Genomic DNA, 19093 nt, shown 5'->3' with positions numbered 1-19093 from the left:
TAGATCTTCGCTTTGCGAGGAAAGGGGTAATCAAATGCCAGAAACAGCAAAAAAAGAAAATTACCAGATGAGCTTTGATGCCATCAAAATAGGACTTGCCTCCCCGGAGAAAATCCGGGAGTGGTCCCATGGCGAGGTAAAAAAACCGGAGACCATCAACTACAGAACGCTGAAACCGGAAAAAGACGGTCTGTTCTGCGAAAGAATCTTCGGACCAAGCAAAGACTGGGAGTGCCATTGCGGTAAATATAAGAAAATTCGCTACAAAGGCGTAATCTGCGACCGATGCGGCGTAGAAGTAACAAAATCCAGTGTGCGCCGTGAGCGTATGGGACACATTGAGCTGGCAGCTCCGGTATCCCACATCTGGTATTTCAAAGGAATTCCGTCCCGTATGGGACTGATCCTGGATCTGTCTCCGAGAACTCTGGAGAAGGTTCTGTATTTCGCAAACTACATCGTTCTTGATGCAGGCGATACCAAATTACAGTACAAACAGGTTCTGACCGAGAAAGAATACCAGGATGCCAGAGAGGAGTTCGGAAACGGCTTCCGTGCAGGCATGGGTGCTGAGTCCATCAAAGAGCTTCTGATGGCAATCGATCTGGAAAAAGAGTCTGCTGAATTAAAGGCAGGTCTCAAAGATTCTACCGGACAGAAGAGAGCCCGCATCATCAAGAGACTTGAGGTTGTTGAGGCATTCCGTGAGTCCGGAAACCGTCCGGAGTGGATGATCCTCGATGCGGTTCCGGTTATTCCGCCGGATCTGCGTCCTATGGTACAGCTTGACGGAGGACGTTTTGCAACATCCGACCTGAATGATCTGTACCGCCGTATCATCAACCGTAACAACCGTCTGAAGAGACTGCTGGAGCTCGGTGCACCGGATATCATCGTGCGCAACGAGAAACGTATGCTTCAGGAGGCAGTTGATGCCCTGATCGACAACGGACGCCGTGGCCGTCCGGTTACCGGTCCTGGAAACCGTCCGCTGAAATCTCTGTCTGACATGCTGAAGGGTAAATCCGGCCGTTTCCGTCAGAACCTTCTTGGTAAACGTGTTGACTATTCCGGCCGTTCCGTTATCGTCGTAGGACCGGAACTGAAGATTTACCAGTGCGGTCTGCCGAAAGAAATGGCAATCGAGCTGTTCAAACCGTTCGTTATGAAAGAGCTGGTTTCCAACGGTACTGCACACAACATCAAAAACGCAAAGAAAATGGTCGAGAAACTCGAGCCGCAGGTATGGGACGTTCTCGAGGACGTCATCAAAGAGCATCCGGTTATGCTGAACCGTGCCCCTACACTGCATCGTCTGGGTATCCAGGCGTTCGAGCCGATTCTGGTAGAAGGTAAAGCAATTAAGCTTCACCCGCTGGTTTGTACCGCATTCAACGCCGACTTCGACGGTGACCAGATGGCTGTCCATCTGCCGCTGTCTGTAGAAGCGCAGGCAGAGTGCCGTTTCATGCTTCTTTCTCCGAACAACCTGCTGAAACCGTCCGATGGTGGTCCGGTAGCCGTTCCTTCCCAGGATATGGTTCTTGGTATCTACTATCTGACACAGGAGCGTCCGGGCGAGAAGGGCGAAGGAAGCTTCTTCCGCGATATGAACGAAGCCATCCTGGCATACGAGAACGGATACATTACCCTGCAGACCAAGATTACCATCCGCTGCGAAAAAGAGATGGAAGATGGTACTGTAATGCAGCAGAACGTAAGCTCCACACTCGGAAGATTCCTCTTCAATGAGATTCTGCCGCAGGATCTGGGATACGTAGACCGTACGGTTCCGGGTAACGAGCTTGCGCTTGAGGTTGATTTCCTCGTTGCAAAGAAACAGCTGAAACAGATTCTGGAAAAAGTCATCAATACACACGGAGCTACCAAAACCGCAGAGGTTCTGGACTATATCAAGGCAACCGGATATAAATACTCCACCCGTGCAGCCATGACCGTATCCATTTCCGATATGACCGTGCCGCCGCAGAAGCCGGAGATGCTCGCCGAAGCACAGGCAACGGTAGACAAGATTACAAGAAACTTCAAACGTGGTCTGATTACAGACGAAGAGCGTTACAAAGAGGTTGTAGATACTTGGAAGAAGACCGACGATGCGCTGACAAAAGCACTGCTCGACGGACTGGATAAATACAATAACATCTTCATGATGGCTGACTCCGGAGCCCGTGGTTCCGATAAGCAGATCAAACAGCTGGCCGGTATGCGAGGACTGATGGCCGATACAACCGGACACACCATCGAGCTGCCGATCAAGTCAAACTTCCGTGAAGGTCTTCAGGTACTGGAATACTTCATGTCCGCACATGGAGCACGAAAAGGTATGTCCGATACCGCGCTTCGTACCGCCGACTCCGGTTACCTGACCCGTCGTCTGGTAGACGTTTCTCAGGACCTGATCATCCGTGAAATCGACTGTGCCGAGGGCAAGGACGAAATTCCGGGTATGTGGGTCAGCGAGTTCACAGACGGAAAAGAGCAGATCGAGAGTCTGCAGGATCGTATCACAGGTCGTTTCTCCTGCGAGACGATCAAAGACAAGGACGGCAATGTCATTGTAAAAGCAAACCATATGATCACCCCGAAACGTGCTGCCCGTGTCATCAAAGACGGCATCAACGAGAACGGTGAGCATTATACAAAAGTAAAAATCCGTACCATTCTTACCTGCCGTTCCGGTAACGGAATCTGCGCAAAATGCTATGGCGCCAACATGGCAACCGGCGAAGCAGTACAGGTTGGTGAGTCTGTCGGAATTATCGCAGCACAGTCGATCGGTGAGCCTGGTACACAGCTGACCATGCGTACCTTCCATACCGGTGGTGTTGCCGGTGGAGATATCACACAGGGTCTTCCTCGTGTCGAGGAGCTTTTCGAGGCAAGAAAGCCGAAAGGACTTGCTATCATCACCGAGATCCCTGGTGTTGCACAGATCAAAGACACCAAGAAAAAACGCGAAATCGTGGTTACCAATCCGGACGATGGCGTATCCAAGACATACCTGATCCCTTACGGATCCCGTATCAAGATCGCTGACGGAACGGTTCTGGAAGCCGGAGACGAGCTGACCGAAGGTTCTGTAAACCCGCACGATATCCTGAAGATCAAAGGCGTACGTGCCGTTCAGGATTACATGCTCCGCGAGGTACAGCGAGTTTACCGTCTGCAGGGTGTAGAAATCAACGATAAGCACATCGAGGTTATCGTTCGCCAGATGCTGAAGAAGATCCGCATCGAGGAAAACGGAGATACCGAATTCCTTCCGGGCGACATGGTAGACTTCCTGGAGTATGATGAGACCAACAAAGCGCTGATCGCAGAAGGCAAAGAGCCGGCAGAAGGAAAACAGGTTCTGCTTGGTATTACCAAAGCATCCCTGGCATCCGATTCCTTCCTGTCCGCAGCATCCTTCCAGGAGACCACCAAGGTTCTGACCGACGCTGCTATCAAGGGTAAGGTTGACCATCTGGTAGGCCTGAAAGAGAACGTTATCATCGGTAAACCGATCCCGGCCGGTACCGGTATGAAGTGTTACAGCAACATTCATCTGAATACCGACAGCATGATCGAGGAAGAAGAGGACGAGGATCTGATTCTGACCGAAGATCTTGAGGACGATGCTCCGGCAGCTCCGATGGCAGAAGCTCCGGTTGAAGAGCCGTCAGCTGAAGAGGAAGAGCCGATGCTCGACTTCGACTTTGAGGAAATGATTCCGTCAAAGGATGATACCGAGGAGTAAACCCTTCAACAAATAATAGCAAGGATTCTCCCACCTCTATAGGTGGTGAGATGAATTGCAAATAAGAAAGTTAACGGCAGTGGCGGGCGGAGAGAAATCGGTATCCCCCACTGACATGAGGCAAACCACAGTCAGCATTCTGCTGACATGTCAGACTCTGTGAAATTACCGACTGTGGATTGAAACAAGGTTAAAAAATAAATATGTCATTTGTGAAAAGCAGAGAATTTTCGGTTCGCCGGGGTCTCTGCTTTCCTTGTGTTTTCGGGAGCATTTTGTTACAATGGAGACAGAAAAGAGGGAAGCCTATGTGGATAAAAAAATTACCTGGCATCGTGGCAAATGCGGCGGTACTGATTCTGGATATATTTGTGATTCTGATGATTGCAGCGCTGTTTCTCCACCAGCAAACGGCGGGAGAGCGTGTGAAAGAGACGATTACGCGTTTTTCCACGACATCGGAGGAGTATTATTCCGAGGGAGAGGCATACAGCCAGAAGAGCGACCGGGTGCATACGTATGCGGTGAAAGAACAGTCTAAATAAGAGGAAAAGATGAGGTAAACTATGCTCCAGAAGTGGAAAAGAAAAGGAAAAAGATTCCGCCATGTGGAAAAAGACGGAGAAGAGACGACGGAGCTTTCTGTGAAAATACGGGCGGCAAAATTTCGTGATCTGCCGATGAGTCTGCGGATTCTGATCGTGAATCTCAGTCTGTTTCTGATTCTGTGCGCCGTATTTTTTATGGCAGGCGCGTATCTGTATGCGCCGCAGGCGGCAGGACGGAATTATGTGGAAGCATGCCTGGCAGGAGACTGGAACAGTGCATACGATGTATGCCAGTTCCCGGACAGCACGTTTCTGTCGCGGAAGAACTACGTCAATGCAATGACCTGGAAAGCAAAACAGGACGGCACTGACGGGCAGGAAACACCGGAGATCAAGAGCTTTTTCATGCGCAGAAAACAGAATCTTGAGACCGGGGAAAACAGGATTTATACTGTGCGGTACACGTTAAAAGGCGTGAGCGACTCGCAGGAAGAAACATTGGAGATCGCCGCCGGGGATACCGTAAAATGGAACTTCAAAGAGTGGTACGTTGTGCCGAAAGACAGCTGCGTGACGGATGTCGAAATCACCGTCCCGGCGGATGCCTCGTTCTATCTGGACGGCGTGCAGGTCGGGAAAAAGTATTTAAAAGAGACGGCAGATAACGTCAGCATCTACAAAATCCCGTATCTCTTCCTCGGCGGCCACACCATTGAACTGACCGAAAAACAGAAAGACCCATACCGCGAGATCGTCCTCGTGCAGGACAACAGCAGCATGGAATTCCTGCCGGATTTAAAACTCAACGATTCCACCGGCAAAACCATCGCCGACCGCGCAGAAGAGTCCCTGGACAAGGTATTCACAGCCGCAGCCGCCGGAAAATCCTTCAGCACCATCAAAAATGAATTTTCCGCCGACACCGCCGTACAGAAAACCGCCAAAGAACAGTACCAGCAGCTCTGCGATGCCTACCTGAACAGCGACACCAACACCGGAATCACCAGCATCACCGTGAGCAGCGTCTCCACAACCGTAACCAACGAATCCAACCAGATGAAGATCGAAACCAACGTGACCGCTGCGATCGAGCGACGAACCCGTTTCCTCCATTTCTTCCGCAAAACCAAAATAGAGACCGTCACCTGGAAACTCGAGTCCGTTGTGACGCTGGAAAACGAAAAATGGGTGATGGGCAGCGATTTCCTGAAGGGCGTTGAGCTGTCGAAGTGATTTTGAGAAAACGGTTGATATTTCTGAGAACTCTGCGTACAATAGAAATACCAAGAGAGAAATCTCTTCCTAAAATAGGACATGAGGCATAAGGTGTTTGCTTCTGTTGTTCTGGCAACGTTAAAATTTTGCAGTTACTCTTAAGCAGAGAGGATAATCAGGCTGGACAGGTGAAAGACCTGTGATTTGGTGGCAAAGCACCAGAAAGAAACCAGGTTTTTTAAAAGAGAGTGACAAAGAGTGATTTTGTATCCGCTTTTACCATGGGTGCAGAGTCACTCTTTTTTTGTGACAAGATGTTAAGAAACGATAAACATTAATTTACCAGAAGTGGAAAAATGTAAGAATTTGTGCCTTGCATCTTAGGTCAGATCACGTTATGATAGTAAGTAGAAAAATGTCGAAAAACGTTTGTGTTACGATGGAAGAAAGTTCCGCAAAGGGGCGGGACGATGGAGTATAAACAGATCATATGGAAAGAAAATCATTGAAACAGAGAAGAAAGCAGATGCGCCGCAGACAGATGATGCAGAAAGTATCACGGATTTCCCTGTGTGTGGTAATCGGCCTTCTTTTTCTTGCGCTTATCTGGAAATTTGCGGGAGCGCAGCTTGCGAAAAAAGGAATTGTACTGAGTAATGACACAGCCGCAAAGACGGTGAGCGAGACGGCGCCGGAGGCGGAGGACGGATCGGGAAATGCGGGAATTAAGAAGCTTGCGGAGACCACGCCGCCGAATGAGACGCCGGGATGGCAGTACAGCTCGTCGGGCTGGTGGTACGCAACGGATGCCACAACGTACTACGTCAACGGCTGGGCAGATATCGACGGAAACCAGTACCATTTTGATTCCAATGGTTACATGGCGACCGGCTGGAAAGCGATCGGCGGAAAAGGCTGTTACTTTGATGACCAGGGTGTTTACCAGCCAGACCGCAACGGCTCGATGATGGTAGCCCTGACCTTTGATGACGGCCCAGGCGTCTATACCAGCACGCTTCTCGATACGCTGGAGCAGTACGGGGCACAGGCGACGTTCTTTATGCTCGGCAGCAATGTGGAAAAATACGGTGCAGATGTGATCCCGCGCATGGCGGCGATCGGCTGTGAGCTTGGAAACCACTCCTATGCGCATCCGAATATGAAAGAACTGAGCACCGACGACGGCCTTGCCCAGTTCCAGATGACGGATGATCTGATCGCCCAGTACAACAACGGACAGGGTGCAACTGTCATCCGTTTCCCGTATGGAAACAGCACCGATGAACTGCTCGCATCTATCGGCCGCCCGAGCATCATGTGGGATGTCGATACCCTGGACTGGCAGACAAAAAATGTACAGGCAAACATCAGCGCCGTTCTCGACAGTGTAAGCCCGGGAGACATTATCCTGATGCATGATATCCACGAGACGACCGTAGAATCGTGTGCAACGATCGTGCCGGAGCTGATCAACCGCGGGTATGAGCTTGTCACGATTCATACTCTTGCAGCGGCAAACGGCGTGGATCTTGCAGCGGGAGAGACGTATTACGGCTTCCATGGCGGAACGACAAACGAATAGAAAACAGAATAGAAAAACGACAAAGAACCGCCGGTTTACTCTCAAATCAAGAGTGAACCGGCGGTTCTTATGTCATTTTATGAAAATTTATTTCATTGCCGCTCTCTTACGAAGTCTGGAATCCAGCTCTTTCTTACGGATACGTAAGGAAACCGGAGTAACCTCAAGAAGCTCGTCCTTGTCGATGAAGTCCAGAGCCTGCTCCAGGGAAAGGATTCTCGGCGGAGTCAGACGCAGTGCCTCGTCGGAAGAAGAAGTACGGGTGTTGGTCAGGTGCTTCGTCTTGCAGACGTTCAGCTCGATATCCTCGGCCTTACCGTTCTGTCCGATAACCATACCGGCGTAAACCTTCTCGCCAGGTCCGATGAACAGAGTACCGCGCTCCTGTGCGGAGTACAGACCGTAGGTAACGGACTCGCCTGCCTCGAAAGCAATCAGGGAACCCTGTTTGCGGTATTCAATGTCGCCCTTGTACGGTGCGTAATCTTCAAACTCGGTGTTCAGGATACCAGTTCCTTTGGTGGAGGTCATGAAGATTCCACGGAAACCAATCAGGCCTCGTGCCGGGATTTCGAACTCCAGACGGGTGGAACCATCGCTTGCGCGGCTCATGCCGTGAAGCTCGCCTTTACGCTCGCTGAGGAGCTGGATGACAGTACCGGAGAACTCGTCCGGAACGTCAACGTATGCGATTTCCATTGGCTCGAGTTTGCGTCCGCGCTCGTCCTCTTTGTAGATAACCTCTGCCTTACTTACTGCGAACTCATATCCCTCACGGCGCATGTTTTCGATCAGGACGGACAGATGCAGCTCACCACGGCCGGAAACCTTGAAGCAGTCTGCGGAATCAGTCTCCTCGACGCGGAGAGAAACGTCAGTGTTCAGCTCACGCATCAGACGGTCACGCAGGTGGCGGGAAGTTACGTATTTACCTTCTTTACCGGCCAGCGGGCTGTCGTTTACGATGAAGTTCATGGAAATAGTCGGCTCGGAGATTTTCTGGAACGGGATGGAAACCGGGTTGTCCAGATCGCCGCAGAGAGTATCTCCGATGTGGATATCCGGGATACCGGAAACAGCAACGATAGAACCGATGCCTGCCTCAGTAACCTCTACTTTTTTCAGTCCGTCAAATTCATACAGTTTGCTGACCTTTACTTTTTTCTTCTTGGTCAGATCGTGGTGGTTGACCAGCATAACGTCCTGGTTCACGCGGATCGTTCCGTTTTCAACTTTGCCGACACCGATACGTCCAACGTATTCGTTGTAGTCGATGGTACTGATCAGAAGCTGTGTGCCAGCTTCCGGATCGCCGGTCGGAGCCGGGATGTATTTCAGAATGGTCTCGAACAGAGGTGTCATATCCTTCGGGGTGTCGTTCAGATCGAGTACGGCATGACCCAGCTTTGCGGATGCGTACAGGAACGGACAGTCAAGCTGCTCGTCGGATGCGTCGAGATCCATCAGAAGCTCAAGCACTTCGTCGATGACTTCGTCCGGGCGTGCCTCCGGGCGGTCGATTTTGTTGATGCAGACGATAACGGAAAGATTCAGCTCAAGTGCTTTTTTCAGCACGAATTTGGTCTGCGGCATAGCGCCCTCGAATGCGTCTACAACCAGAATAACGCCGTCTACCATTTTCAGAACTCGCTCAACCTCGCCGCCGAAGTCCGCATGGCCTGGGGTGTCGATGATGTTGATTTTCGTTCCTTTGTAGTAAACTGCTGTATTTTTGGAAAGAATGGTGATTCCACGCTCACGCTCGATATCGTTCGAGTCCATGACACGTTCCTGAACCTCCTGATTGGCACGGAAAACGCCACTCTGTTTCAGAAGCTCGTCTACCAGTGTAGTTTTACCATGATCGACATGGGCGATGATGGCAACGTTTCTTACATCTTCTCTCGTTGTTTTCATTTCTTCATTCCTCTTCCTATGGGTTGACCCTGCCGGGTTCAATTTTTCAAAATTTCAAGCCGGCCGGGAATGTTTATCACAGCACAAAGGCAGGTGCCTTGCCGTTTTGTCTCTGCTGGATGCCTGCCTATCTGAACTATTATAGCACAGAACAGAGAAAAAAAACAGGGAAGATGTGACATTTTTTGTATTGCAATGGTAGAAAATACGAAGCATGTGGTGCGGTTTTTACAGAAACATATACAAAAAATTGGGCAGAATGCTGATTTGAATAGAAATAAAAAAATCTGGAAAAAAGTGGTTCTGAAAAAGAAATGTGGTTCATACATTAGGATTATAGATCAGCAAAGTACCGATCAGAAATCAATATTCAGAAAGAAAAGACAAAGGAAGGGGATTTTCATTATGGCAGACAAGATGATTGAAAACAATCAGGTGGTTATCATGGGAGAGATTGTCTCCCCGTTTACATTCAGCCATCAGGTATTCGGAGAGGGCTTTTACCTCGTCGATGTGATGGTCAAGCGGTTGAGTGAATCGCAGGACATCATTCCGGTGATGGTCTCCGAGCGGCTGGTGGACGTATCACAGGATTACCAGGGTGAGTGGATCTGCATCAGCGGTCAGTTTCGGTCCTACAACCGCCACGAGGAGAAGAAGAACCGTCTGGTACTCTCCGTATTTGCGCGGGAATTAAGCTTCGTGGAGGAAGAGGACGATTCCGTCAAATCCAACCAGATTTACCTCGATGGATACATATGTAAACCGCCGGTCTACCGGAAAACACCTCTGGGAAGAGAGATCGCCGACCTTCTGATCGCGGTCAACCGTCCGTATGGAAAATCAGATTATATCCCGTGCATCTGCTGGGGACGGAATGCGCGGTATGCCTCTGCGTTTGCCGTGGGCGGCCACGTTCTCATCTGGGGACGGATCCAGAGCCGGGAATATATGAAGCGGCTGAGCGAGACGGAAATGGAAAAGCGGACCGCGTATGAGGTTTCGGTGAGCAAGCTGGAATATAGTGAGAGTTAAAGCGCGATCCGCTGTTGACAAGAAAATTTAATGATGCTATAGTAAAAGCAGAACTGAAGTGGATAGAGGTCGCATTACTTCAAGAGTACCTTTTCGGATGCCTCAGCAGCAAAAGAAGAAGAGGAAAAGGGAAGAATGCCGAAGGACATCCGGCGCTGAACCGGTATGCTCCTGGGCGCAGGTTGAAAAAATCTGCGACTGTCATCGAGAGATGGAGAGCTATCTGATCATAGATACTGCGTATGTGTGAATTTGGAGGCGATCTTATCTGGGATGAGGCGCCTCTTTTTTAAACGGAAAGTGAAATTTTCCGTGGGAGATAAGCTCCGGCGACTGATTTCTTATGGTTTTATCTGACACAACATACAGGAGGAAAAGAGAATGTCTATTTTTAAAGGTGCAGCTGTTGCAATTATCACACCGATGACCGAAACACAGGAAGTGAATTACGAAAAACTCGGAGAACTGATTGAGGAGCAGATCGCCGGCGGAACCGACGCCATCGTTATCTGCGGAACCACCGGTGAGGCTTCGACCCTGTCCCATGAGGAGCATCTGGATGCCATCAAATATACCGTGGAAAAAGTAAATCACAGAATCCCGGTAATTGCAGGAACCGGCTCCAACAGCACGGAGACAGCAATTTATCTGTCTCAGGAAGCAGAAAAATACGGCGTGGACGGACTTCTTCTCGTTTCTCCGTATTACAATAAAGCAACACAGAAGGGCCTGATTGCACACTTTACCGCAATCGCAGACAGCGTCAAAGTGCCGGTCATCCTTTACAACATTCAGGGCAGAACCGGCGTAAACATTGCACCGGAAACGATCGTCTATCTGTTCAACAACGTTGAGAATATCGTTGCAGTCAAAGAGGCTTCCGGAAACATTTCCCAGGTCGCAAAAATTATGCAGCTGACCGATGGAAAGATCGATCTGTACTCCGGAAACGACGATCAGGTTGTGCCGATCCTTTCCCTTGGCGGAAGCGGTGTAATCTCCGTTCTTTCCAACGTAGCACCGCGTGAGACCCACGACATGGTACAGAAATTCCTCGACGGCGATGTGGCCGGATCCAGAGAAATCCAGCTGAGAGCACTGCCGCTCATCGATGCGCTGTTCTGCGAAGTAAACCCGATTCCGGTAAAAGCAGCGCTGAACCTGATGGGCAAAGAGGTTGGCCCGCTTCGTCTGCCGCTGACCGAGATGGAGCCGCAGAACCAGGAGCGCCTGGCAAAGGCTATGAAAGATTTTGGAATCAAACTGGCTTAAGTTAAGAATACACGAAGTAAAGAAGGAAAAAGACAATGGTTAAAATTATTATGCATGGCTGCAACGGCCATATGGGACAGGTCATCACCGGCCTGGTAAAAGAAGATGCAAATGCAGAAATCATAGCCGGAATCGATATGAACGACAACGGCCAGAACGATTATCCGGTATTCAAAAGCCTGGCAGAATGCGATGTTCCGGCAGACGTAGTCGTTGACTTTTCTTCCTACAAGGCAGCGGACGCACTGATGGATGCGTGCAAAGAGAAAAAACTGCCGCTCGTTTTGTGCACTACGGGTCTTACCGAGGATCAGTTGAAAAAAGTGCAGGAGACCAGCAAAGAAATTCCGGTTCTCCGCTCCGCTAACATGTCTCTTGGCGTAAATACTCTGATGAAACTGGTACAGGCAGCCGCAAAAGTGCTCGCAGAGGCAGGCTTTGATATGGAGATCGTGGAGAAACACCACAAACTGAAATGCGATGCTCCGAGCGGAACCGCCATCGCCCTGGCTGACAGCCTGAATGAGGCAATGGACAACCAGTACCACTATGTTTATGACAGAAGCCAGCGTCACGAGCAGCGTGATCCGAAGGAAATCGGAATCTCTGCCGTACGCGGCGGCACCATCGTCGGAGATCACGACGTCATCTTCGCGGGACCGGATGAAGTTGTTACTCTGTCCCACAGGGCATATTCCAAAGGAGTTTTCGGAAAAGGAGCTGTAGAGGCTGCAAAATTCCTGGCTGGAAAACCGGCTGGCATGTATGACATGCAGGATGTCATTGCTGCGAAATAAGGCAGAAACAGGGAAAAAGTGAATAGAAACCAGAAAGTGCGCAACGAAAATGCGAAACGTTGCGCACTTTTTCTTTTCTTACAACGGGATTTTCGGAATTGAGGAAGTTATTTTGCAGAATATTTGGCAGAATACACAAGAAAAAATACGGAATATCAAAAGAGAACGTGAAAATCGCAAACGGTAATGGAAAAATCAATGCGCAACAAGGTAAAACGCTAAAGTTGCGCGTTTTGCACAAAAAATAGTAAAACAGTATATTTCGACAAGAAATATCTTATAAAAACTGCGAATTGTAAACAATATGCCGAAATGATATGATAATGGCACAAAGAAAAATAAAGAGTTGAGCAACAAAAAGTTGCGCAAACAAGAAAGGGAATGAGAAGATGAAAAAGAATGGTTGGAAAGGGTTTTGCAAAAAGCTCTACAAGTACCGGGTATTTCTTCTGATGCTTGCACCGGCAGTAATTTATACCCTGATTTTTTCCTACTACCCGATGACAGGAATTGTAATGGCATTCAAAAAATACTCCTACGCAGGAGGTATCTGGGGAAGCCCGTGGAACGGATTTGATAACTTCAAGTTCTTCTTTAAATCAGGACAGGCCGGACTCGTTACCAGAAATACCGTGCTGTATAATCTGGCATTTATTGTGATCAACACGACGATGCAGATTGCCGTTGCCGTGCTTCTGACCGAGATCCGCAACAAACATTACCGTAAGATCACACAGTCGCTGATGTTTCTGCCGTATTTCATTTCCTGGGTTATCGTAGGAGTTATGGCATTCAATATTTTCAGTTCCGACTACGGTTTTCTAAACCGACTGATTGAAACCTTCGGTGGAACACCAATCAAGTTTTACACGACACCAAAGGCATGGCCGTTTATCCTTGTCTTCTTTAATGTATGGAAGGGAATCGGATACGGTTCTGTTATGTACCTGGCAGCGATTATGGGAATTGACACTTCGATTTATGAAGCAGCCCGCATCGACGGAGCAAACGTGTTCCAGCGAATTTTCAAAGTAACAATCCCGATGATCATGCCGACCACAATCATCCTGCTTCTGCTATCCGTCGGAGGCATCTTCAAAGGAAACTTTGATATGTTCTACAACCTGGTTGGAAGTAACGGTCTTCTGTACAACTACACCGATGTAATTGATACCCTGACGTTCCGTGCCTTAATCAGCAGCAACGACTTCGGAATGTCCGCAGCTGTTGGTCTGTATCAGTCGGTACTGTGCTTTATCACTGTCGTAATCGTAAACAAACTGGTTGGTCTTTATGATAAAGACTACACCTTATTCTAGGAGGGATGAAAAGTGGGATCTTCCAGTCATACAAGTAAAATCAAAAGAGGAAAAGATGCGGTTGCACTTGATATCATCGCGTACGGATTCTGCGGAATCATCGCGCTGGTCTGCCTCGTTCCTTTCATCATGATCGTATCCGGCTCGTTTTCTTCGGAATCGGCCATTATCCAGAACGGTTTCAGCCTTCTGCCGCAGGATTTCAGCCTGGAGGCATACAAAACCGTATTTAAAGATCCTATGGTTGTCTTCCGCGCATACGGCACGACCATCGGTCTGACCATCGTCGGAACGGTACTTGGTCTGCTGCTGCAGACTATGACAGCTTATGTACTGTCACGTAAGGAGTTTGAGTGGAGAAATCAGTTTTCGTTTTTCTTCTACTTTACCACTTTGTTTTCCGGCGGTCTTGTTCCGTACTACGTACTGATGACACAGACCCTGAATCTGCGGGACAGCTACCTTGCACTGCTCCTTCCGCTGCTGTTCAGCGTATACAACCTTCTGATCATGAAGAGTTACATCGTGGGACTTCCGGATTCTCTGATTGAAGCGGCCAAGATTGATGGCTGCGGCGAGTTCCGTATTCTGTTCCGGATTGTAATGCCGCTGATCAAACCGGCACTTGCTACCGTGGGCCTCTTCATTGCACTGGCTTATTGGAATGACTGGTACAATGCGATGCTGTATATCAAAGACACGAACAAGTATCCGCTGCAGTATTTCCTGTATCAGCAGGTTAATGATATTGAGGCATATAAAAAGCTTCTTGCAAACAACGCCGCAGGCTCTGCCGTCAGCGCAATCTCATTGCCGACCCAGTCCCTGAAAATGGCACTTACCATTGTAGTAACCGGCCCGATCGTTCTGGCATATCCGCTGGTACAGAAATACTTTGTACAGGGTATCACAATCGGAGCAGTCAAAGGCTGATACAAATCATGTTAATTTAACTGAATCAAGTAAGTCCCCTGTTTCCATTGCGAAAAGCAATAAGCAGGCGGGTGGGGACTTGCTTGTATCAGGAGGAGTGCAAGCTCCTTCTGATAAACTGCGGAGCAGTTATTCGGTTATGAGCAAGTAGCAAAGCGGATTGCGAATATCCGCTTGAATTACACATTATATTTATGAAGGAGGTTCTTTATGAAAAAGAGCACAAAAAAACTGGTATCTGTATTACTTGCATCCGCAATGGCAGCCGGCATGCTGGCAGGATGCGGTTCCGGCAACGGAAAGGGAAGCACGGGCGACAGCAAAAGCAGCTCCGCAGCTTCCGGCACATCGGGAGACAACCTGAGTGCAGACACTTCGGAGCATGTCGATCTGACGATGTATCTGATCGGCGACCGTACCCCGGATTTTGATGAGGTTTACGCCAAAATCAATGAGATTCTGGAAGAGAAGCTGAACTGCTCTCTGAACGTAGAATTCCTTTCCTGGGGCGAGCATGACACGAAATATTCCCTGCTGTTCTCCTCACAGGAAGATTTTGACCTGATCTTTACCGCATCGAGCTGGTGCCATTACGAGCAGACCGTTTCCCTCGGCGGATTTGCACCGCTTTCTGAGGACTTTATCAAAACGTATGCACCGGATATCTGGGAGGTTGTTCCGGAAATGGCATGGGAGCAGGCAAAGATTGACGGACAAATCTACATGGTTCCGAGCTATGCCAACGAGTTTGGTCAGGAAGTTCTGGCAGTGCGCGGTGACCTGATGGAAAAATACGGTATGGATGATATTACATCCTGGGATGACCTGATGAAGTTCTACAAAGCATGTGCAGCAGACGGTATCTATGCAAGTCAGGGCGGACCGTGGTATCCATTCTTCCAGTCCCAGGGCTACTCCACAACGGGCGGAGCACCGAAGGGCGGCGAGCTGATTCTGTATCATACCCAGGATCCGAAAGATCTTGAATTCCAGTACATCGGTGAATGGGATGCGTTCCGTGAGTACTGCCAGGAGATGAAAGACCTGGTAGACGCCGGAGCATGGTCCAGCGACGTATTAAACAGCAGCGATGAGAGACAGACCGGACTTCTGACCGGAAGAACAGCAAGCATGAGCTGGAATCTCGGAACCTGTCTTACCTACGGAAAACAGGCAAATGAGGAACATCCGGATTGGAATGTAACGATGGTAGACCCGAACAAAAACCTGTCGAAAAAAGTAAACTCTTACATCAACAACGGTGTTGCCATCAACGCAAACAGTAAAAACAAAGAGAGAGCCATGATGGTATTAAATGAATTCTACACCAACCCGGATGTTTACGATCTGGCTATGCTCGGTATCGAAGGAAAGCACTGGGAAGCAGTCGGTGATGATCAGTACAAAGTTATTGATGAGAGCGGCTATGGTGTAGCAAGTAACTGCAACTGGGGATGGAACAACTGCACCATCCAGAGAGAGGAATATCTTGAGAACAGAACGGCTCTGGACGACAAGTATGAAAGCATCAAAGATGCCTTCAACAACAACATCAAAGAAGATCATGTTTACGACGGATTTAACTTTGATTCCAGCAATGTAAGTACACAGTTTGCAGCAGTAGAGGCAGCCATCGACAATTATTATAACCCGCTGATCAACGGTCTCGTTGACGATGTGGACGCTTCCATCGATGCCATGAACGCAGCTATGGACAGCGCCGGAATCCAGGATATTCTGGATGAGATGAACCGTCAGGCAGCAGAGTATGTAGCGGAGAAAGAAGGAAAATAAAACAGTAAAATAAAACAGTAAAATAAAACAGGGAATGGACGCGCTGGTCTGCCAGAAGCTCCGGCGCGGCCGTTCCTTCTTTTAGAGATCAAGTGATGGTTCAAAAAGCTTTGAGGGATGACTTGATTTCTAACAGCATTCGTATTAAATATAAAAATATAGGAATTTTTCAAATTTAACAGAAAGTGACAGGGTATTTTTATGACACTGGAGGAAATTGCAAAAGAGATAGGGGTATCAAAAAGTACCGTTTCCCGTGCACTGTCCGGTAAGGGCAGAATCGGAGAGAAGACCAGAAACCGGATTCTCGAGGTGGCAAAACGGGGAGAAGAGCGGGAGGAGATGGCGCGGACCCGAACGGTGACGCACAACATCGGCGTGGTACTGCCTTCAGACGTTTATTATGGAAGCGGTGTTTATTTCCAGAACTGTCTGCTCGGCGTCTGCGAATCGGCATCGATGCTCGGGTACAATGTGCTGATTACGACGAGCAACGCGCATGATATTTCAGAGCTGCAGTCGCTGGTGGAGTCGAACCGGGTGGATGGTATGCTCCTGACACGTGCGCTTGAGGATGACCGTGCGCTGCAGTATTTAAGTCAGGCAAATTTCCCGACAGCACTGACGGGAACATGCCGGTATGACAACATTATCCAGGTGGATACCGACAATGAGGGTGCGGCAGAGAAAATGACAACGCTGCTGATCGGAAAGGGATTCCGCAGATTTGCGTTTCTTGTCAAGGATATGAGCTATAACGTAGACCGCAAGCGTCACGAAGGTTTCTGCCGGGCGCTGATTAAAAATGGAATTTCCGAGAAGGATCAGCTTTTCTACAATGGTTCGATCCGTATGGAGTTTCTGGATGCGATCATTGAAAATATTATATCCAAAAAAGTGGAATGCATCATCTGTGGCGACGACGAGATTTGTACGATGGTGATGTCCCGGCTCCAGGCGGAAGGCTATCGAATTCCCAAGGACGTCGCGATTGCTTCGCTCTACAACAGCACCAATCTGGACTGCTATTCCCCTGCAGTTACAGCAGTCAGTGTGGCAGCATCCCAGATGGGAGGCACAGCCGTGCGTCAGCTGATCCAGCGGCTCCGAGGGGAAAATTATGAGAAGAAGACGATGCTGGATTACGACATTTTATTCCGAAAATCGACAAACTAACGTAGCAGGGAGGGCAGAACAATGGAATTTCAGAAGGGAATGGATCTATCTTTTATACCGGAGCTGGAAGATGCCGGAGTACAGGTGAAGGACTTTGACGGAACTGTTATGGATCCGCTGGATCTCGTTCAGAAATACGGGGTAAATTCCGTACGGCTCCGTATTTGGAATGCGCCGGAGCATGTCAGGGAGTCCGGCGGATACTGCAGCTATGCGCATACACTGGCGATGGCAAAACGGATCCGGGCACATGGCATGAGCTTTATGCTGGATTTCCATTATTCTGATTTCTGGGCGGATCCCGGTCAGCAGAGAAAGCCGAAAGATTGGGAAAACTTAAGCTTTAAAGAATTAAAAGAGGCTGTTTTTTCTTATACAAGAGATACGCTGACGGCATTAAAAGAGGAGGACGTTCTGCCGGATATTGTTCAGATCGGAAATGAGATCCGAAGCGGCCTTCTGTTTCCGGACGGAGAGCTGCCGGATTATACAAAAATGGTACAGCTTGTAAATGCCGGAATCCGCGGTGCGCGGGCTGCAGCCGGAAAAGATGAGATGCAGGTTATGATCCATCTCGACCAGGGCGGACGGTATTTCTATCTGAAAGAGTGGTTTGACTGTTCCTTTGAGGCAGGACTCGAGGATTTTGACCTGATCGGACTTTCCTATTATCCATTCTGGCACGGCACTTTCACGGATCTGAAAGAGACAATGACGAAGCTGATCCAGGATTGCAAAAAGCCGATTATGGTCGTTGAGACGGCGCATGCATGGAGAAAGAGTGCGCATGGGTTTATCGATGAACAGCAGGAAAAAATCGCAGGATTTCCGGCGACGCCTGCCGGACAGAAGCAGGTGCTGGATCTGGTTGCCAATATCGTTGCTTCGCTGCCGGATGAAATGGGGCAGGGTATCTATTACTGGGAACCGATCTGTGTTCCGAAAGACGGTGAGGGCGGCTGGTCGGAAAATATGGGTCTGCTGGAGGAGAAGGGAACCATCATGGAGGGCATTCGTTCTTTCCTGTTTACACGGAATGATGCCTGTCCGGAAAAACCGGCCAAGATTTACGAGCCGGAGCCAATGACCGTAGTAAAAGACGAAGCATGCGGTCTGCCGGAGATGCTCCCGGTTTTGCTGTATGACGGAATGGTGGAGCAGCGGCGGGTAAACTGGAACGAAGTGCCGGACACACGCGTGACAGGCGAATATGATGTGACAGGAAATGTGGAAGGTGTTCCGTTTGCTGCACATGCGAAGATCTGCGTGGTGGAAGAGCTGCCGGAGGCGGAGAATCTGTTGCTCGATGTCGGCTGGGAAGACGGCCTGGCGCGCTGGAACGTAGAAAAATCCGAGGATGCCGTTGCAGTACAGCTGTTTCCGGAGTTTGTCGATCCGTTCCCAGCTCCGCCGGTGAATGCGGTACGCGTAGAAGCACCGAAAAACTTTACGTTTTCGATCTGCCAGACGGTAAAGGTACAGGAGGCAGGAACGTATACATTATCTGTTGCCTTTCAGGGAACCGATACAACAAATGTGGATGTGCGGCTGTTCCTCAATACGGAAGAGGGAAAAGAAGAGACTGTGATTCATCCGACAGAACATGCATGGACCGGCTACAAAGTGACATGCGAAATCAGAAAACCGCAGGAAGTCACTGCCGGAATCCGAATTTCATCGCCGCCGATGTACGGCATGATGCGGAATTTCTGTCTGCAGACAGTAAAAAGAGAGGGACAATAAGA

13 protein-coding genes and 1 riboswitch are annotated in these 19093 nt (G+C 49.2%); of the genes, 12 read left to right on the top strand and 1 reads right to left on the bottom strand.

The window, feature by feature from the left end; translation table 11 throughout:
• The first annotated feature begins 34 nt into the window (after positions 1 to 34).
• The 4 genes from rpoC to DWX00_RS15630 all read left to right on the top strand — a co-directional run bounded on the left by rpoC (position 35) and on the right by DWX00_RS15630 (position 7105).
• Positions 35 to 3760 (top strand): DNA-directed RNA polymerase subunit beta', encoded by a 3726-nt coding sequence (gene rpoC, locus DWX00_RS15645; protein WP_118595675.1) that lies wholly within the window; start codon positions 35 to 37, stop codon positions 3758 to 3760.
• A gap of 308 nt (positions 3761 to 4068) precedes the next feature.
• Positions 4069 to 4305 (top strand): hypothetical protein, encoded by a 237-nt coding sequence (locus tag DWX00_RS15640; RefSeq protein ID WP_055266947.1) that lies wholly within the window; start codon positions 4069 to 4071, stop codon positions 4303 to 4305.
• A gap of 21 nt (positions 4306 to 4326) precedes the next feature.
• The gene (locus DWX00_RS15635; protein WP_118595674.1) at positions 4327 to 5541 is read left to right on the top strand and encodes a hypothetical protein; all 1215 of its coding nucleotides are present in this window, start codon (positions 4327 to 4329) and stop codon (positions 5539 to 5541) included.
• Between the two features lie 472 nt (positions 5542 to 6013).
• Positions 6014 to 7105, top strand: a complete 1092-nt coding sequence (locus tag DWX00_RS15630) for a polysaccharide deacetylase family protein (RefSeq protein WP_117761431.1) — start codon at positions 6014 to 6016, stop codon at positions 7103 to 7105.
• A gap of 87 nt (positions 7106 to 7192) precedes the next feature.
• Here DWX00_RS15630 and typA read toward each other — a convergent pair whose 3' ends face one another.
• Positions 7193 to 9022 (bottom strand): translational GTPase TypA, encoded by a 1830-nt coding sequence (typA, locus tag DWX00_RS15625; protein WP_055266953.1) that lies wholly within the window; start codon positions 9020 to 9022, stop codon positions 7193 to 7195.
• Positions 9023 to 9427: 405 nt separating this feature from the next.
• On the opposite strand from typA, the gene DWX00_RS15620 reads away from it, so the two are divergent.
• From DWX00_RS15620 to DWX00_RS15585, 8 genes are all read left to right on the top strand, one after another.
• Positions 9428 to 10057, top strand: coding sequence for a single-stranded DNA-binding protein (locus tag DWX00_RS15620; protein ID WP_055220802.1), 630 nt, complete (start codon positions 9428 to 9430; stop codon positions 10055 to 10057).
• A 55-nt stretch (positions 10058 to 10112) separates the two neighbouring features.
• Positions 10113 to 10287: riboswitch (Lysine riboswitch) on the top strand.
• A 151-nt stretch (positions 10288 to 10438) separates the two neighbouring features.
• Positions 10439 to 11329, top strand: coding sequence for a 4-hydroxy-tetrahydrodipicolinate synthase (gene dapA / locus DWX00_RS15615; RefSeq protein WP_022461866.1), 891 nt, complete (start codon positions 10439 to 10441; stop codon positions 11327 to 11329).
• A 35-nt stretch (positions 11330 to 11364) separates the two neighbouring features.
• Positions 11365 to 12126, top strand: coding sequence for a 4-hydroxy-tetrahydrodipicolinate reductase (dapB, locus tag DWX00_RS15610; protein WP_055220800.1), 762 nt, complete (start codon positions 11365 to 11367; stop codon positions 12124 to 12126).
• A gap of 389 nt (positions 12127 to 12515) precedes the next feature.
• Positions 12516 to 13445, top strand: coding sequence for an ABC transporter permease (locus tag DWX00_RS15605; protein ID WP_117801346.1), 930 nt, complete (start codon positions 12516 to 12518; stop codon positions 13443 to 13445).
• Between the two features lie 12 nt (positions 13446 to 13457).
• Entirely contained in the window at positions 13458 to 14378 is a 921-nt protein-coding gene (locus tag DWX00_RS15600) for a carbohydrate ABC transporter permease (protein WP_022461863.1), read from the top strand.
• 210 nt (positions 14379 to 14588) lie between these two features.
• Positions 14589 to 16172 (top strand): ABC transporter substrate-binding protein, encoded by a 1584-nt coding sequence (locus DWX00_RS15595; RefSeq protein WP_118595673.1) that lies wholly within the window; start codon positions 14589 to 14591, stop codon positions 16170 to 16172.
• Between the two features lie 201 nt (positions 16173 to 16373).
• Positions 16374 to 17348, top strand: a complete 975-nt coding sequence (locus tag DWX00_RS15590) for a LacI family DNA-binding transcriptional regulator (RefSeq protein ID WP_055227760.1) — start codon at positions 16374 to 16376, stop codon at positions 17346 to 17348.
• Between the two features lie 21 nt (positions 17349 to 17369).
• Complete coding sequence (locus tag DWX00_RS15585; RefSeq protein WP_117761430.1) at positions 17370 to 19091, top strand: glycosyl hydrolase 53 family protein; 1722 nt, start codon at positions 17370 to 17372, stop codon at positions 19089 to 19091.
• Positions 19092 to 19093 lie beyond the last annotated feature (2 nt).

It is taken from the genome of Blautia sp. AF17-9LB (genome assembly GCF_003479185.1).
Lineage (GTDB): Bacteria > Bacillota > Clostridia > Lachnospirales > Lachnospiraceae > Fusicatenibacter > Fusicatenibacter saccharivorans.
The sequence above is the reverse complement of the archived record's forward strand: the minus strand, read 5'-3'. Positions and strand labels throughout refer to the sequence as shown.

Excerpts from the sequence above, each read along its gene's own strand:
- DWX00_RS15585 (WP_117761430.1), top strand. The coding sequence starts at position 17,370 with ATGGAATTTCAGAAGGGAATGGATCTATCTTTTATACCGGAGCTGGAA.
- DWX00_RS15595 (WP_118595673.1), top strand. The coding sequence starts at position 14,589 with ATGAAAAAGAGCACAAAAAAACTGGTATCTGTATTACTTGCATCCGCA.
- DWX00_RS15630 (WP_117761431.1), top strand. The coding sequence starts at position 6,014 with ATGGAAAGAAAATCATTGAAACAGAGAAGAAAGCAGATGCGCCGCAGA.
- DWX00_RS15605 (WP_117801346.1), top strand. The coding sequence starts at position 12,516 with ATGAAAAAGAATGGTTGGAAAGGGTTTTGCAAAAAGCTCTACAAGTAC.
- dapA (WP_022461866.1), top strand. The coding sequence starts at position 10,439 with ATGTCTATTTTTAAAGGTGCAGCTGTTGCAATTATCACACCGATGACC.
- DWX00_RS15635 (WP_118595674.1), top strand. The coding sequence starts at position 4,327 with ATGCTCCAGAAGTGGAAAAGAAAAGGAAAAAGATTCCGCCATGTGGAA.
- dapB (WP_055220800.1), top strand. The coding sequence starts at position 11,365 with ATGGTTAAAATTATTATGCATGGCTGCAACGGCCATATGGGACAGGTC.
- DWX00_RS15640 (WP_055266947.1), top strand. The coding sequence starts at position 4,069 with ATGTGGATAAAAAAATTACCTGGCATCGTGGCAAATGCGGCGGTACTG.
- DWX00_RS15620 (WP_055220802.1), top strand. The coding sequence starts at position 9,428 with ATGGCAGACAAGATGATTGAAAACAATCAGGTGGTTATCATGGGAGAG.
- rpoC (WP_118595675.1), top strand. The coding sequence starts at position 35 with ATGCCAGAAACAGCAAAAAAAGAAAATTACCAGATGAGCTTTGATGCC.
- typA (WP_055266953.1), bottom strand. The coding sequence starts at position 9,022 with ATGAAAACAACGAGAGAAGATGTAAGAAACGTTGCCATCATCGCCCAT.
- DWX00_RS15590 (WP_055227760.1), top strand. The coding sequence starts at position 16,374 with ATGACACTGGAGGAAATTGCAAAAGAGATAGGGGTATCAAAAAGTACC.